A 16351-nucleotide genomic window follows, 5' to 3' on the forward strand; every position below is an offset into this window, starting at 1 on the left:
CAGTTCGACGCCGGCCGGTCACCTTTTGGTGACCGGCCGGCGTCGTCGTTTTTTGGGTTACTCCAGGCCGCGGCGCTTGAGCAGGGGCTCGAGGGCGGCGTCGCGGCCGCGCAGCGTGCGGAATGACTCGAGCGGGTCCCGGCTGTTGCCGCGGGAGAGGAGTTCGGCGCGGAAACGCTCGCCGTTGGCCCGGCTGAGCCCGCCGTTCTCGGTGAACCAGTCCACGGTCTCGGCGTCCAGCACTTCGCTCCAGATGTAGGAGTAGTAGCCCGCAGCGTAGCCGTCGCCTGCGAAGATGTGCTGGAAGTAGCCCGTCCGGTACCGCGGGGGAATGAGGGGATGTGCCACTCCTGCGGCGGCCAGTGCTTTCGCCTCGAACTCGAGGACGTCCTCCGGAACGCCGTCGGCTTCCAGGACATGCCAGGCCAGATCCAGCAGCGCGGCGCCGAGGTACTCCGCGGTGGCGAACCCCTCGCCCCACAGGCGGGACTCGTTGAGCCGGTCGACGACGTCCTGGGCCAGGGGCTCCCCGGTGGCGTGGTGGCGGGCATAGTTGGCCAGCACCTCCGGCCACATGATCCACATCTCGTTGACCTGGGACGGGTACTCCACGAAGTCCCGCGGCACAGACGTGCCCGAGAACCGCGGGTAGGTGACATTGGAAAACAGGCCGTGCAGTGCGTGGCCGAACTCGTGGAACGCGGTGCGCACCTCATCGAGCGTGAGCAGCGTGGGCTCACCTGCGGGCGGCTTGGAGATGTTCAGGTTGTTGATGACCACCGGCCTGGTGCCCAGGAGCGCCGACTGGTCCACGAGCGAGTTCATCCATGCGCCGCCCCGTTTGGTTTCGCGGGTGTAGTAGTCGCCCAGGAACAGGCCCAGCCCGGTTCCGTCAGCGTCCCGGACCTCCCAGACCCGGACGTCCTCGTGGTAGCCGGCCAGGTCCTTGCGCTCATGGAAGGTGATGCCGAAGAGCGACGTGGCGGCAAAGAACACGCCGTCCGCCAGTACCCGGTCCAGCTCGAAGTACGGCCTGAGCGCCTGCTCGTCCACGGTGTAGCGTTCCCGCCGCACCTTGGCGGAGTAGTAGGCCCAGTCCCAGGCCTCCAGCGGGTGGCCGGCGCTCTCGGCCAGGGCGGCCGCCTCCGCGTCCGCGTTCCGCACGGCGGCGGGCGCCAGCCGGTTCAGCATGGTCCGCACGGCGCCGAGGTCCGGGGCCGTCTGCCGGTCCACCACGAGTTCGGCATAGTTGGCGAAGCCCAGCAGGGCGGCCTTTTCGGCGCGGAGCCGGACCATGGATTTCACGAGGTCGAGGACGTCGAGGTCTCCGCCGGAGCTGCCGCGGGCCACGGACGCCTCAAAGAGCCGCCGGCGCACGTCCCTGTTGTCCAGTGACGCCAGGGCGGGCTGGTTGCTGGGCTGGATGAGCGTCAGGAGGAACTTGCCCTCATGTCCGGCAACGCGGGCTGCTTCCGCGGCGCTGGCGACCTCGTCCCCGGGAAGGCCGGCGAGGTCATCGGCGCTGTCCAGCAGCAGGGCGGCGGACTTCATCGCTTCCTTGACGCGCTGGCCGAATTCCGTGCCCAGCCGGGACAGCTCGGCGTTCAGGGAACGGAGCCGGTCCTGGCCGGCGTCGTCCAGCTGAACGCCTGACTGGCGGAACTCTTTGAGGTACTCCTCGACGAGCCTGGCCGATTCGGCGTCCAGGCCCCCGGTATCCACGGCGTCGAACCGCTCATAGAGCGCCCGGTTAAGATAGACGGCGTCCTGATGGGCGGCGAAGCGGGGCGACAGTTCGGTTTCGAGCTTCCTGATTGCCTCGGAGGCGTCGGCGGATACCAGCGTGAAGAACGAGGCGGCGGCGCGATCCAGCAGGCGGCCGGACCTTTCCATGGCCATTGCGGTGTTCTCGAACGTGGCCGGCTCGGGGTTGTCCACGATGGCCTGGATCTCGGCCAGGTGTTCGGCGAGCCCGGCGTCAACCGCCCCGGCATAGTGGGCGTCGTCGATGTCGGCAAACGGCGGCAGTCCGAAGGGCAGGGCGCTGGGGGACAGGAGGGGATTGGTCATGAAGCAACCCTTTCATGCAGCTCTGCGGCGCACAATGTTTTGGCGGGCTCTGCGCACCGGTTGCCTGCCGTCGGCGAGCCCCGGACTTAGGCTGGGGTCATGGGGAACAAGAACGTGTCCGGCCGTGTGCGACCGATGGCCGCCGCCGCACTGCTGATGGTTGCGCTGACGTCCTGCGGCGTGATCGCCGAGCAGGCCCAGCCACAATCCGGCGGCCAGCCTTCGAGTGCGGCCGGCCAGCCGTCCGCCCCGGCGGCGCAGCCGGGCGCCGGTGACACTGCAGGCCAAACGCCGACGGCGGCCCCCACCCCGAGCGCCGAAATGACGCCCACGCCGGGTGCCGGCCCCGCGTGCAAGGCGGTCCGCTGCACGTCCGTCCTGGTCACCGGTGACATGCTGGTCCACACCCAGCTGTGGCAGCAGGCCCACGAGGACGCTGTGGCCGGCGGCGTCAAGGGACTCGACTTCGGTCCGCTGCTGGAAGGCCAGCGGCGCTACATCGAACAGAGCGACCTCGCCATTTGCCACCAGGAAACGCCGGTGGCCCTGCCCGGTGGCCCCTTCTCCGCGTATCCTTCCTTCAACGTCCCGCCGCAGATCGCCGCTGCCGCCAAGGCGGTCGGCTACCGGGCCTGCACCACGGCCAGCAACCACACCGTCGACCAGGGCCCTGAGGGCCTCGCCCGGACACTGGATGTGCTGGATGCCGCAGGGCTGGAGCACACCGGCTCCTACCGGACGCAGGCCGAGTCCCGGGGCATCCTCATCCTGCAGACGGACGCCGCCCGGATAGCGGTCATTGCAGGCACCTACGGACTCAACGGGCAGGTCCCGGAACAGCCGTGGCAGGTGGACATGCTCGACGCCCCCGCCATGATCGCCAAAGCCAAGGCGGCCAGGGAGCAGGGCGCGGACATCGTGCTGGCCGCCATGCACGCGGGGGACGAATACTCCAGCGCCCCCAACGCCCAGCAGCTGGAGGTGGCACACGCGTTGGCGGACAGCGGGGAGTTCACCATGATCTATGGACACCACACGCATTCGGTCCTCCCCATGGAAAAGTACAAGGGGACCTGGATTGCCTACGGGCTGGGCAACGGCGTGACGGAACTGTCGCCCACGTACGTCGTCAACAACGAGGGCCTGCTGCTCCGGGCCCAGTTCAGCCAGGACAGCACCGGCACATGGACTGCAGCCGACGTCGCCTGGGCGCCGTCAGTCATCGTCAGCGGCCCCTACCGCTGGTGCTCCGTGGCCGCGGACGCCCCGCAGGGCGTCTGCACCAGTCCCGCGGCCGACGCCGACACCCGGCTGCGGACCGAACAGGTGGTGGAGTCCATGAGTGCGGCGCAGGCCGGAGCCCACGAGCTGCTGGTCACCAAGGAGCGGTGATCTGGTCCGTTCGCTTCTAGCGCGGCCGGCGGGCCGCGTGCTCGCGGGCCAGGACGGCGTAGCGGTCATCCGGTTCGCCGGGAGTGAAGGTTCCGTACTTGCGTTCGACGGCGGTCCGGATCAGGAAGTCGGCGATCGCCGGGTTCTTGGGCAGCAGGGAACCATGCAGGTAGCTGGCCACGATATTGCGGTACCGGGCGCCCTCCTGGCCGTCGCTGCTGTTGTTGCCAGTGCCCTTCGCCACCGTCCCCAACGGTGCAACGCCGGGGCCAAGTGTGGTCTGGCCGCTGTGGTTTTCGTACCCCAGCACCTCGCCGAATTCGGCGGTGGTGACCTTGACGTTGCCGATCAGCCGCTCATCCGTGCCGTGGGTCTCCACGTCCAGAACACCAATGCCGGGAATGACCGGGCCCGAGCGGGTCTTGAAGAAGCGGCCGAACAGCTGGTAAAGCCCACAGATGAGCAGCATGGGGGTGCCGTCCTCGGCCATCCCCTTGAGGAGGCTGGCCCGTGACTGGAGGTCGTCCTGGATGACGAGCTGGCCGCTGTCCTGCCCGCCGCCGCCCAGGATGATGTCCACGCCCTCCGGGAACTCGTCGCCCACGTTGTACTCGAGCAGTTCCGGCGTGTAACCGTGCCATTTCAGGCGCTGCTGCAGCACCAGGGCATTGCCCCAGTCGCCGTAGATGTTCATCTCCCGCGGGTACAGCTGCAGGACCCGGATGGTCCCCTTTGACGCGCTGGTACCGGTGCCTGAATCGGGGGTCAAGAGACCACCTCCACTGTGGTGATTTTGGACAGCTCACGGCGGATGGCGAGCATCGCGGTGTAGGTGCAGAAGACCCGCTTCGGCTTGCCATTGCCCTTGCGGATGAAGTCGGCCAGGGCGGCCGGGATGTCAGTGCCCACCGCCCCGATCTGCACTTCGTCGTACTGGAGGCGCAGGGCCATGTCATACGCGCGGGAGCCGGTGACCTGGTCCACGCCTTCCGCGCGCAGGGAGTCAAAATCAACGTCCCACAGCCAGGACATGTCGCGGCCGTCGGCGTAGTTGTCGTTGATGGCAATCATGGTGGCGTAGCCGCCCGAGGGGAACGACTTGAGGCCCAGCCGGAAGCCGCTCGGGTTCTTGACCAGGACCAGATCCAGCGGGAGCCCGTCCACCGTGAGGCTTTCGCCGCGCCCGAACGCCGGGGCCACCTCGGACAGGGCCTTCAGCAGGGTGCTGTGGTCCGCCGTGGCGGCGCCGCTGCCACAGATGCTGCGGGCCAGGGCCAGCGCAGCCGCGGCGTTGAAGATGTTGTAGACGCCGCGGAGCTTCATCCCGGTGGTGACAGTGGCGCCGTCGTACTCAAAATCGGCGTCATCGGCACCCACCCGGCGAAGGACGACGTCGGCCTGCGGCCGGTCCGGCACCGCAGGCACGGGGCTGCCCGGCCCGGCCCGGAGTTCATCGTCGCTGGGGAAGGTGCCCAGCAGGGAGTCGTCCAGGCCGAAGTAGAGGACCTCGGGACCATGCAGCGTGTCGGCGATCCGGGCCACCCGCGGGTCCTCGCGGTTTAGCACCACAGTCCCCGTGGTCTTGGAAGCGATGTGCTGCAGGAGCTGGGCGGTCTTGTCGATCTCACCGAAACGGTCCAGCTGGTCGCGGAGGACGTTCAGCAGCAGACTGTAGCGCGGCGGGACGCGGTTGACGAAGTGCACGGCGTGGGCCTCGTCGAGTTCCAGCACGGCGATATCGGCATCGAGCCGTCCGCGCCAGTCGACGTCGCCGAGCAGTGCAGCGGCCACGCCCCGGGTGAAGTTGCTTCCGGTGCGGTTGGTGAACACCTTCAAACCCTGGCTTTCCAGCAGTTCCACCACCATCTTCGTGGTGGTGGTTTTGCCGTTGGTGCCGCTGACCACGGCGACGCCATGGGGGAGGGTGGACAGGGTCCGCTGCATGAAGCCGGGGTCGATTTTTTCGACCACCAGGCCGGGTAGTGCAGAGCCTCCGCCCCTGAGCCGGGAAACCCGGCGAACAAATTTGCCGAGCGGAACGCTGAGGGAAAACATGCTCTGTAATATATCCCAGCAACGGCATGCAATGTGGCGGACGGCCGGCGGCGGGAGCGGCTGCCCGTTGTCGGGACACTATGCTGTTTAGATGACCAATTCCCTTTCCAGCGCCCTTCCGCGCCCGGCCGGCGTGCCCCAAAAGCCCGGCACTGGGCTGCGCATCGGCGTTCTGGCGCTGCAGGGCGACTTCCGTGAGCACCTCCGGGCCGTCGAGACGGCAGGCGCCGCGGGCGTGGGTGTCCGCCGCCCCGCCGAGCTCGAAGGACTCGACGGACTCATCATCCCCGGCGGCGAGTCGACGGCCATCGACAAGCTTGCGCGCGCCTTCGACCTCGCCGGGCCGCTGCGCCAGCGGATCGCCGACGGCCTCCCGGTGTATGGCTCCTGCGCGGGCATGATCCTGCTGGCGCACGACATCGCCGACCCGGCCGCAGACCTCGCCGGCAACCCCCAGCAGACGTTCGGCGGCCTGGACATCACGGTGCGCCGCAACGCCTTCGGCCGGCAGCGCGAGTCCTTCGAGACCGACCTCGACTTCAAGGGCCTGGAGTTCAGCGCCACCGAAGACGGCGTCGCGCCGGTTCACGCGGTGTTCATCCGCGGCCCCTGGGTGGAGCGCGTCGGGCCCGGCGTTGAAGTCCTGGCGCAGGTGGAGCCGGCCGACCAGGAGCACGCCTCCCACGCGGCCGATCTGCAGGGGACAGCTAGAATTGTTGCAGTGCGTTCCGGCCAATTGCTGGCCACCTCCTTCCATCCGGAAGTGACAGGGGAGAAGCGCGTGCATGAACTTTTTATCCGCATGATCAGAGGAGAAGCGTAAAGCATGTCAGGCCACTCCAAATGGGCAACGACCAAGCACAAGAAGGCCATCATTGATAGCCGCCGGGCAAAGTCGTTCGCCAAGCTGATCAAGAACATCGAAGTCGCGGCCCGCATGGGCGGCCCGGACCTCGCGGGCAACCCCGGCCTCGAACTCGCCGTCACCAAGGCCAAGAAGACGTCGGTTCCGAATGACAACATCGACCGCGCCATCAAGCGCGGCGCCGGGCTCACCGGCGAGGTCGTGGACTACACGGAGATCATGTACGAATGCCGCGGCCCGCAGGGCTCCGCGCTGCTGATCGAGTGCCTCACCGACAACAAGAACCGGGCCGCATCCGAGGTCCGGCTGGCCATCTCCCGCAACGGCGGCACCATTGCCGACCCCGGTTCCGTGAGCTACCTCTTCACCCGCAAGGGCGTTGTCACCCTGCCCAAGAACGACCTTACCGAGGACGACGTCCTCATGGCCGTGCTGGATGCCGGCGCTGAGGAAGTCAAGGACAACGGGGACACCTTCGAGATCCACTCGGACCCGAAGGACCTGCAGGCTGTCCGCGATGCGCTCAAGGAAGCCGGCATTGACTACGACACCGACGAGGCCGAGTTCGTGCCCTCCATGGAGGTGCCGCTGGACCTTGACGCCGCCAAGAAGTTCATGAAGCTCGTTGACGCCCTCGAGGACCTCGACGACGTCCAGAACGTCTACAGCAACGCCGACCTCAGCGACGAAGTTCAGGCAGCCCTGGAAGCCGAGTGATATTCCGCGTGGCGGACCCGGGCGGTTGCACGTGACGCTGCGCGTACTGGGAATCGACCCCGGGCTGACCCGCTGCGGCATCGGCGTAGTGGACGTCGAAAAGAACCGCCGGGCCACCATGGTTGCCGTCGGCGTGGTGGGAACGTCCCCCGAGGAAACGCTCGACCAGCGGCTGCTGGTGATCGCCCTCGCCATCGACGACTGGCTCGACCGCTACGAGCCGCACGTGCTCGCGGTGGAACGGGTCTTCTCGCAGCTCAATGTCAGCACGGTCATGGGCGTTGCCCAGGCCTCCGGCGTCGTGATTGCCGCAGCGGCGAGGCGCGGCATTCCCGTGGCTTTGCACACGCCGTCGGAGGTCAAGGCGGCGGTGACGGGCAGCGGATCCTCGAACAAGGAAGCCGTCACCAAGCTGGTCACCAAGATTCTCCGGCTCGATGCTCCGCCGCGTCCCGCGGACGCGGCGGACGCCCTGGCCCTCGCCATCACGCACGCGTGGCGGGCAGGCAGCGGCGCGAGCGTAGCCACCACCGGTCCCGGCAGCCAGTCACTGACCCCGGCCCAGCGCGCCTGGGCCGAGGCTGAGGCGAAGGCGCGCCGCGCACGCTGAATGTCCCCCGGCCTTGCTAGGGTATTCGTAGATATGTTCGGATAGTCGGTTTTTGCCGGCGCAAGTTCAGGAGCCCGGCCTTGATTAGTTTTCTCCGCGGAACCGTGGCGCACGTCGGACTGTCCACCGCCGTCATCGACCTCAACGGCGCGGGCATGAGCGTCTACGCGACGCCCCAGACGCTCAGCAAGCTGCGGACCGGCGAAGAGGGGAAGCTTTTCACCTCCCTGATCGTCCGCGAGGACTCCCTGACCCTCTTCGGCTTCGCGAGCGACGACGAGCGGGAAGTTTTCGACGTTCTGCTCAGTGTCAGCGGTGTGGGACCGCGGCTCGCCCTCGCCGTCCTCGCGGTGCACGATCCCGAGGCCATCCGGGTCGCGGCGCACACCGGCGACAGCAAGACGTTCACCAAGGTCCCGGGCATCGGCCCGAAGGTTGCCGGGCGCATCGTGCTGGAACTCGCCGGAAAACTGGTTCCGCACGGCACGGCGGCGCCCGCGGGAGCGCCTGCTGCGTCATCGGAAGGCGTCTGGAAGCCGCAGGTTGTGGCCGCCATGACCAGCCTGGGCTGGTCCGAAAAGGACGCCACGGGCAGCATCGACAAGGCCTTGGCAGATGCGCCGGAACTTGCCGGCGAAGGCAACGTTGCCGAGATCCTGCGCACCACGCTGCGCTGGCTGGGGCAGGACGGCGCCCGGGCGGGCAACAGGGTAGGCAGCCGTGGCTGAGCCGTCCCTTGTCGCCGGGGGAGAAGAGCCGGAGGAGCGGGCCATCGAGGCGGCGCTCCGGCCCAAGAACCTCGACGACTTCGTGGGCCAGCACAGGGTCCGCAAACAGCTCTCCCTCGTGTTGAAGGCATCCCGGATGCGCGGGCGCAGCGCAGACCACGTCCTTTTTTCCGGACCCCCCGGCCTCGGCAAAACCACGCTCGCCATGATTGTCGCGGCCGAGATGAATGCGCCACTGCGGATCAGCAGCGGCCCGGCCATCCAGCACGCCGGCGATCTCGCCGCCATACTTTCCTCGCTGTCCGAGGGTGAAGTCCTCTTCCTGGACGAAATCCACCGGATGTCCCGTCCGGCCGAGGAAATGCTCTACATGGCCATGGAGGACTTCCGCGTTGACATCGTGGTGGGCAAGGGCGCCGGCGCCACGGCCATTCCGCTGGAGCTGCCGCCCTTCACGCTGGTGGGTGCCACCACGCGTGCCGGACTCCTGCCCGGTCCGCTCCGGGACCGGTTCGGGTTCACGGGCCACCTGGAGTTTTATTCGGTGGAGGAACTGGAGCTGGTGCTGCGCAGGTCCGCCGGCCTCCTGGACCTGAAGGTGAACTCGGCCGGATTCACCGAGATCGCCGGACGGTCACGCGGCACCCCCCGCATCGCCAACCGGCTGCTGCGGCGGGTCCGGGACTGGGCGCTGGTCCACGGGATCGACCAGATTGACGCCCGTTCGGCCTCCGCCGCGCTGGACATGTACGAAGTGGACAAGCGCGGGCTGGACCGGCTGGACCGGTCAGTGCTGGAGGCGCTGATTACCAAATTCGGCGGCGGCCCCGTGGGCCTGTCAACCCTGGCCATCGCCGTGGGGGAGGAACCGGAGACCGTGGAGACGGTCGCCGAGCCGTACCTGGTCCGGGAGGGGCTGCTGGGCAGGACGCCGAGGGGCCGGATCGCCATGGCACCGGCCTGGACCCACCTGGGGCTGGCCGTACCGGCGGGGGTCTTTGGCCAGGAAACCCTGGACCTTTTCGAGGCCGGGCCGGACGACGAAGAAACGTCATCCGAATGGGTTTCCAGCACCCAATAGCAGCGCCTTCCCAGCTTTTCCCTCTAGACTGGAAAGACGCTCGGCACGTCCGGGCTTTGTTTCCGTGTCCCGCTACGGCGGGCCGCCTGCGGCCGGTCTCCCGCGTCTGGGCGGGCAGCGCGGCGCAAAGCGGACGTCGCTGTCAACCAGCTACGCAAGTACAGAACGGAACTTCACTTGTTCGGACATATTAGTGCCCAGGCCCAGCCGCAGGCCGGCGGCGGCATCGACATCATGACCATTCTGCTGTTCGTCATGCTCGGCGTTTTCATCTTCATGATGTTCCGCCGCAACAAGAAGACCCAGCAGCAGCAGGCCAAGCTGCAGTCGGAGTTCGCTCCCGGCATCGAGGTCATGACCAGCTTCGGACTGTTCGGCCGCATCGTGTCGATTGATGAGGCGGAGAACAAGGTTGTCCTGGAGCTCTCGCCCGGCAACCTGGCCACCGTCCACCGCCAGGCGGTGAACAAGATCGTGGAACCCGCCGCCGAAACCCATGCCGTTCCCGACGACGCGTCAGCACTGACGGCCGAGGAACCGCTGGCCCCTGAGGCCAAGGCCGGCACGGCCGATGAGACTCCGGACGAAACCCTCAGGCGCCTCAATGACGAGGGCAAGAAGGACATCTAGTCCGCCGCTTCCGCGCAGCACAGCTGTCTACGGCTGCGGAGCCGCCGGGTGCGACAAGGCTCGCTCCGGCGGCCCTCCGCAATTAATAGAAAGATAGGCAATGGCACGAACTGGCCGCAATAAACCATCCCTTCGGGTGCTGGTCTGGCTTGGCGTAATCCTGGCTGCCATGACGGCCGTCCTTGCGGGCGGCACAATGTCCGGGGTTGCCAGCTGGAGCCCGAAGCTTGCCCTGGACCTGGAGGGCGGCACCCAGATGATCCTTGCACCCAAGGTTGAGGGTGGCTCGGACATCAACGAGGAACAGCTCAACCAGGCGGTGGCCATCATCCGCCAGCGTGTGGACGGCTCAGGTGTCGCTGAGGCTGAGATCAGCACGCAGTCCGGCCGCAACGTGGTGGTGAGCCTTCCCGGCACGCCGTCCACGGAGACCCGCGCCCTCATCCAGGCCTCTGCGGACATGAACTTCCGCCCGGTCCTGGTCACGGGCGCCGGGGCAGCGGTTCCCGCTGCCGAGCGGACACCTGCTGCCCAGCTGCCGAAGCCGACGGCCAAGCCGACGAACGCCAGCGATACGAACTGGATTACCGCGGACGTCCAGAAGCAGTTCGAAGCCCTTGACTGTGACAACCCGGCCCAGGACAAGCAGGAACGATCCGACCCGGCCAAGCCGCTGGTCACCTGCGAGCCTGCCACGGACCAGACACCCGCCATCAAGTACATCCTGGGCCCGGTCGAGGTCAAGGGCGTGGAGATCCAGGGCTCGACGTTCCAGCTCCAGCAGGGCGCCCAAGGTGCCGTCACCAACGAGTGGGCTGTGAACATCCAGTTCAACGCTGAGGGGACGGCCAAGTTCAAGACGGTCACCGAACGCCTCAACCAGTTCTATGTTGCCGCAGGCGGTGAGACCGGCAGCGATCCCAAGTCGCAGTTCGCCATCGTCCTGGATGACCAGGTCATTTCGGCCCCCCGGTCCCAGGCCGTGATCACTGACGGCCGCCCGCAGATCACCGGCGGCTTCACGGAACAGTCCGCCAAGGCGCTGTCCGACCAGCTTCGGTTCGGTGCCCTGCCCATCAGCTTCGACATCCAGAGCGAGCAGCAAATCTCCGCCACCCTCGGCGGCGAGCAGCTCCGGATGGGCCTCCTCGCCGGCCTTATCGGCCTGCTGCTGGTGGTTGTCTACTCGCTGTTCCAATACCGGGCGCTGGGCTTCGTCACCATTCTTTCGCTCGTGGTGGCCGGTGCGCTGACGTACCTGGCGATTGCCATTCTGGGCTGGACCGAAAACTACCGGCTGTCCCTCGCCGGTGTTGCCGGCCTCATCGTGGCCATCGGCCAGACAGCGGACTCGTTCATCGTGTACTTCGAACGCATCCGTGATGAGCTCCGCGAAGGCCGGGGCCTGGTGTCGGCGGTGGAGAACGGCTGGAAGCGGGCCAAGCGGACGGTTCTGGCATCCAAGGCGGTCAACCTCCTGGCTGCACTGGTGCTGTACTTCGTGGCCGTCGGCAACGTGCGGGGCTTTGCCTTCACGCTCGGCCTCACCGCCATCGCCGACCTCATCGTCGTCTTCATGTTCACCCACCCCACGCTGCAGCAGCTGGCCAGGACCCGGTTCTTTGGCGAAGGCCACAAATTCTCCGGTCTTGACCCTGAGCGCCTTGGCGCGGTGCCGCTCTACCGCGGCGCCGGCAGGCTCCGCAGTCCCGAGGACAAGCCGTCAGTGGTGCGCGCCAAGAACACCGGCGCCGCAGCTGAGGCTGAGCGCCGGATGACCATCGCTGAACGCCGCCGCGCGGAGCAGCAGGAGCAGCTCGCCGGTTCCTCCAAGGGCCCGGCCAAGGAGGGCAAGTAATGTCCAGTTTCGCGAAATTCGGTAACGAGCTCTACACGGGCAAGCGTTCCTACGACTTTGTCGGGGCCAAGAAGATATGGTTCGCCGTGGCCGCTGTGCTGGTTGCGCTGTCCATCCTGATCCCGGCGGTCAAGGGCGGCTTCAACCTCGGCATTGAGTTCCGCGGCGGTTCCGAGTTCACGGTGTCCAACGTCAAGACCACCGAAGCAGCCGTCGGCGAGAAGGCTGTCCACGACGTCGTTCCCGGCAGCGTGCCGCGCGTCGCCAACGTCGCCGGAACCACCATGCGTATCCAGACGGACAAGCTCTCCGATGACGAGACCCTCAAGATCAAGGAGGGCCTCACCAAGGCCTACGGCGTGACTGACAACGAGGTGACCTCCACCTTCGTCGGACCCACGTGGGGAGCTGACGTCACCAAGCAGGCCCTGATTGGCCTGGTGGTCTTCGTTGCCCTCGCGACGGTCCTGATGGCCCTGTACTTCCGGACCTGGAAGATGTCCCTCTCGGCGATCGTGGGCATGCTCGTCACGATGTTTATTACGGCCGGCGTCTACGCCCTGAGCGACTTCGAGGTCACGCCGTCGGCGATCATCGGGTTCCTGACGGTGCTTAGCTACTCGCTGTATGACACCGTGGTGGTGTTCGACAAGATCCGTGAGAACACGGCCGACATCGACTCCTCCACGCGCCGGACGTTCGGCGAGGAAGTCAACCTGGCCGTCAACCAGACCCTGGTCCGTTCCATCAACACCATGATGGTGGCCATCCTTCCGGTCGGGGCGATCCTGTTTATCGGGGCCGGCCTGCTGGGCGCGGGTACCCTGCGCGACCTTTCGCTGGCCCTGTTCGTCGGGATCCTGATCGGCACGGCTGCGACGATCTTCATCGCGGCCCCGATGTATGCCTGGCTGCGCCAAGGTGAGGCGCCGCTGGTCAAGCAGGCCCAGCGTGTCAGGCAGCGCCGCGCTGACGCTGCCGCCAAGGCTGCGGCAGCTGAGCCCGCGAAGGCCTAGGGTCCCGCGAAAGCCTGGGACCTTGTAGTGCCCGGGGCGCCCGCGAAAGCGCAGAGCCCCGCCCTGGACCGGATGCCGTCACCGCGACGGCGTCCGGTCCCTGTGTTTGGCACCGGTCCTGGTCGGGTGGGGCCGTCCGGGTGGCGTGCTGTGGACCCGGCTGCGCTTTGGTGACGGACGCGGTTATCGGTCGGGCGCGGAGCGGGAATAGACTGGGATAATTAAACGGGTCGTGAGGGGTACTTCATTGGAAGAAGGTTCGACGTCGGCGCCAGCGGCAGCCGGAGGCAACGGTCCGGGCCAGGGACAGCAGACTGGTCTGGTGGCTGCAGGGCGCCCGGCGCCCGGCGTTCCCGTGGACAACTCCGGCGTCCGGCCCACTTTCCCGGGCCGGCGTGAGCGCACGCGATCTCGCCTGGCTCGCCTGACGGGCCGCAGCACCGCGACGTACTCGCCCATCCTGGAGCCGCTGCTGCGGACCGTCCGGGCGAACAACCCCAAGGAGGACTTCGACCTCATCCAGCGAGCCTTCGTGGTCGCGGAGCAGAGTCACCGCGGGCAGAAACGCAAGAGCGGCGACCCCTACATCACCCATCCCGTCGCCGTCGCGACGATCCTCGCCGAGCTGGGACTGAGCGGCACCACGCTGGCGGCGGCACTGCTGCACGACACCGTGGAGGACACGCCGTACACCCTTGAGGACCTCCGGGCAGACTTCGGTCCTGAAGTCGCCATGCTGGTTGACGGGGTCACCAAGCTGGACAAGGTCAGCTTCGGCGAGGCGGCCCAGTCCGAGACCGTCCGCAAGATGGTCGTGGCCATGGCCAAGGACATCCGGGTCCTCATGATCAAACTTGCGGACAGGCTGCACAACGCGCGCACGTGGCGGTTCGTGTCTGCCGAGTCCTCGGCCCGCAAAGCCCGGGAAACCCTGGAAATCTTTGCACCGCTGGCGCACCGGCTCGGTATGAACACGATCAAGTGGGAGCTCGAGGACCTGTCCTTCGCGGCGCTCTATCCCAAGGTGTACGAGGAAATCGTCCGCATGGTGGGGGACCGCACGCCGGAGCGCGAAAAGAGCCTCAGCGTGATCCGGAACCAGATCGCCGACGATCTGCGCACGGCACGGATCAAGGCCACCATCACCGGCCGGCCAAAGCACTATTACTCGATTTACCAAAAGATGATCGTCCGGGACAAGGACTTCGACGACATCAACGACCTCATGGGCGTCCGGGTCCTGGTGGACTCGGTCCGAGACTGTTACGCCGCCCTGGGCACCCTGCATTCGCGCTGGAACCCGCTGCCTGGCCGGTTCAAGGACTACATCGCGATGCCGAAGTTCAACATGTACCAGTCCCTGCACACCACGGTGATCGGCCCCGGCGGCAAGCCGGTTGAGATCCAGATCCGCACGCACGAGATGCACCGCCGTGCCGAGTACGGCGTGGCCGCGCACTGGAAGTACAAGGACCAGCCGAACCGGACCGCCACCGGACCCGGCAGCCCGCGCGACGGCGACATGGGCTGGCTCCGTTCCTTGGTGGACTGGCAGCAGGAGACCTCCGATCCGGGCGAGTTCCTCGACTCGCTCCGGTTCGAGATCAACGCCCGCGAAGTTTTCGTGTTCACCCCCAAGGGCGAGGTCATGGCTCTGCCGGCCGGCTCCACGCCGGTGGACTTCGCCTATGCCGTGCACACCGAGGTGGGCCACCGCACCATCGGAGCCCGGGTCAACGGCAAGCTCGTGCCGCTCAACAGCGAACTCAACCACGGCGACTGGGTGGAGATCTTCACCTCGAAGGCCGAGGGCGCCGGACCGAGCCAGGACTGGCAGCACTTCGTCAAGAGCGCCCGGGCACGCAACAAGATCCGGCAGTGGTTCAGCAAGGAACGCCGCGAAGAGGCGATAGACCGCGGCAAGGAGCTGCTGACCCGCGCGATGCGGAAGCAGAACCTTCCGCTGCAGCGCCTGATGACGCACGACGCGCTGGCCGCCGTGGCCGAGGACTTCAAGTACGTCGACATTTCCGGGCTGTACGCCGGAGTGGGTGACGGCCATACCTCCGCGCAGTCCGTCATGGAAAAGCTCGTGGAGAGCCTGGGCGGCAATGAAACACCCGATGACGACCTCACCGAAGTCAGCATTCCCACCCAGGTCAGCAAGGCCCGGTTCTCGGATTCGGGCGTGGTGGTTCGCGGTGTGGGCGACGTCTGGGTGAAGCTGGCCCGCTGCTGCACGCCGGTCCCGCCGGACCCGATCCTCGGCTTCGTCACGCGCGGCTCGGGCGTGTCGGTGCACCGGACGGACTGCACCAACGTGGCGGGCCTGAAGGACCAGCCTGATCGGATCGTCGATGTCGACTGGGCGCCGACGCAGTCAAGCGTTTTCCTCGTCGAGATCCAGGTGGAGGCACTGGACCGGAAGTCCCTCCTGTCCGACGTGACGCGGGTGCTCTCCGAGAACCACGTGAACATCCTGGCCGCGAGTGTGCACACGTCCACGGACCGCGTGGCCATCTCAAAGTTCGCCTTCGAGATGGGCGACCCCAAGTACCTCAGCCACGTGCTCAGTGCTGTACGGCGGATCGACGGGGTGTTCGACGTCTACCGGACCACGGGCAACCGCCGGAGAAGCTAGCAGCGCGAGCTTCTCCAGGGCGGCGTTCTTGTGCGGCAGCCGGGGCATCGCCTCGACCGCCAGCACGAGGAGCCGGAGCCTGACGTCGAGCTCGGGCTTCGCCAGGAGCAGCCGCAGGGCCGGAACTGCTCTCTCAGTGTCCACATGCAGGGCGATGTCCAGTGCTGTCCGGAGCGGACTCGAGACCATCAGGCCGCCCAGGCTGACGACGTCGAACGGGCCCAGCCGGACCTCGTGGAGCGTACAGCCGCGGGTGGAGCGAAGGCTGGAAACCCGGCGTTTGGCGTCCACCAAAAGGGCCAGCCGGTCCGGCTCGCGGGCGCAGCCGTAAATCCAGGCCGCCGTCATCCTGCCCGCGACCACGCGCCGCCGGACCGGGGCCGGAACCCCGTGGGCCGCGGCACGTGCCCGCAGCTGCGGGGAGGCTGCAGTCCCTGGAACCGTGTAGCCGTGCTGGTACAGCTGGGTGAGCACGCCGTCGGCCGCCATGGACTGGAGCTCGGGCCAGGTGAAGGGCAGCCCCGGCGAATAGAGCTCCAGCAGTTGTGCGGGGGAGTCCGGAGGCGGGGCATCGCCCCGGACTTGGGAGGCGTGGGCCTGAAATGCAGATGTCTGCGAAACAGGCGTCTCCGAAACAGGGGGCTGCGAGAACGGTGCCATTCCGTCATCCTGCCGGAAGCGGCCTTAA

General features: G+C 67.1%; 14 protein-coding genes. 10 read left to right on the forward strand and 4 right to left on the reverse strand.

What is annotated here, in order from left to right; all coding sequences use genetic code 11:
• Positions 1–57: 57 nt before the first annotated feature.
• Complete coding sequence (locus ARGLB_RS07315; RefSeq protein ID WP_003800666.1) at positions 58–2070, reverse strand: M3 family metallopeptidase; 2013 nt, start codon at positions 2068–2070, stop codon at positions 58–60.
• A gap of 99 nt (positions 2071–2169) precedes the next feature.
• On the opposite strand from ARGLB_RS07315, the gene ARGLB_RS07320 reads away from it, so the two are divergent.
• The gene (locus tag ARGLB_RS07320; RefSeq protein WP_003800668.1) at positions 2170–3462 is read left to right on the forward strand and encodes a CapA family protein; all 1293 of its coding nucleotides are present in this window, start codon (positions 2170–2172) and stop codon (positions 3460–3462) included.
• Between the two features lie 16 nt (positions 3463–3478).
• Here the strand turns inward: ARGLB_RS07320 and ARGLB_RS07325 are convergent, their stop codons facing one another.
• Both ARGLB_RS07325 and ARGLB_RS07330 read right to left on the reverse strand, forming a co-directional pair.
• Positions 3479–4231: a type 1 glutamine amidotransferase gene (locus ARGLB_RS07325; RefSeq protein WP_003800669.1), complete on the reverse strand. Its 753-nt coding sequence runs from the start codon at positions 4229–4231 to the stop codon at positions 3479–3481.
• A complete protein-coding gene (locus ARGLB_RS07330; protein ID WP_003800671.1) occupies positions 4228–5517 on the reverse strand; it encodes a Mur ligase family protein in 1290 nt (429 codons plus the stop codon). The genes ARGLB_RS07325 and ARGLB_RS07330 overlap by 4 nt, the downstream gene beginning before the upstream one ends.
• Positions 5518–5608: 91 nt before the next feature.
• Between ARGLB_RS07330 and pdxT the strand changes: the two genes are divergently transcribed.
• The 9 genes from pdxT to ARGLB_RS07375 all read left to right on the forward strand — a co-directional run bounded on the left by pdxT (position 5609) and on the right by ARGLB_RS07375 (position 15663).
• Positions 5609–6340 (forward strand): pyridoxal 5'-phosphate synthase glutaminase subunit PdxT, encoded by a 732-nt coding sequence (gene pdxT, locus ARGLB_RS07335; RefSeq protein WP_003800673.1) that lies wholly within the window; start codon positions 5609–5611, stop codon positions 6338–6340.
• Between the two features lie 3 nt (positions 6341–6343).
• Positions 6344–7099 carry a YebC/PmpR family DNA-binding transcriptional regulator gene (locus ARGLB_RS07340; protein WP_003800675.1) on the forward strand — a complete coding sequence of 252 codons (756 nt, stop codon included), beginning with the start codon at positions 6344–6346 and terminating at the stop codon, positions 7097–7099.
• Between the two features lie 31 nt (positions 7100–7130).
• The gene (ruvC, locus tag ARGLB_RS07345; RefSeq protein ID WP_003800677.1) at positions 7131–7709 is read left to right on the forward strand and encodes a crossover junction endodeoxyribonuclease RuvC; all 579 of its coding nucleotides are present in this window, start codon (positions 7131–7133) and stop codon (positions 7707–7709) included.
• An 80-nt stretch (positions 7710–7789) separates the two neighbouring features.
• Positions 7790–8437, forward strand: a complete 648-nt coding sequence (gene ruvA / locus ARGLB_RS07350) for a Holliday junction branch migration protein RuvA (protein ID WP_003800678.1) — start codon at positions 7790–7792, stop codon at positions 8435–8437.
• Entirely contained in the window at positions 8430–9518 is a 1089-nt protein-coding gene (gene ruvB / locus ARGLB_RS07355; protein ID WP_003800680.1) for a Holliday junction branch migration DNA helicase RuvB, read from the forward strand. Before ruvA ends, ruvB begins: the two co-directional genes overlap by 8 nt.
• 234 nt (positions 9519–9752) lie before the next feature.
• Positions 9753–10148 (forward strand): preprotein translocase subunit YajC, encoded by a 396-nt coding sequence (gene yajC, locus ARGLB_RS07360; protein ID WP_043418359.1) that lies wholly within the window; start codon positions 9753–9755, stop codon positions 10146–10148.
• 100 nt (positions 10149–10248) lie between these two features.
• The gene (gene secD, locus ARGLB_RS07365; protein WP_003800685.1) at positions 10249–12006 is read left to right on the forward strand and encodes a protein translocase subunit SecD; all 1758 of its coding nucleotides are present in this window, start codon (positions 10249–10251) and stop codon (positions 12004–12006) included.
• A complete protein-coding gene (secF, locus tag ARGLB_RS07370) occupies positions 12006–13022 on the forward strand; it encodes a protein translocase subunit SecF (protein WP_003800686.1) in 1017 nt (338 codons plus the stop codon). Before secD ends, secF begins: the two co-directional genes overlap by 1 nt.
• Before the next feature lie 247 nt (positions 13023–13269).
• On the forward strand, positions 13270–15663 hold the full coding sequence (locus tag ARGLB_RS07375) for a RelA/SpoT family protein (protein WP_043418325.1): 2394 nt from the start codon (positions 13270–13272) through the stop codon (positions 15661–15663).
• Here ARGLB_RS07375 and ARGLB_RS22725 read toward each other — a convergent pair.
• Positions 15544–16323 (reverse strand): type IV toxin-antitoxin system AbiEi family antitoxin, encoded by a 780-nt coding sequence (locus ARGLB_RS22725; protein ID WP_003800689.1) that lies wholly within the window; start codon positions 16321–16323, stop codon positions 15544–15546. The two genes, ARGLB_RS07375 and ARGLB_RS22725, sit on opposite strands and share 120 nt — an antisense overlap.
• Positions 16324–16351 lie beyond the last annotated feature (28 nt).

The sequence above is a fragment of the Arthrobacter globiformis NBRC 12137 genome (genome assembly GCF_000238915.1).
Lineage (GTDB): Bacteria > Actinomycetota > Actinomycetes > Actinomycetales > Micrococcaceae > Arthrobacter > Arthrobacter globiformis.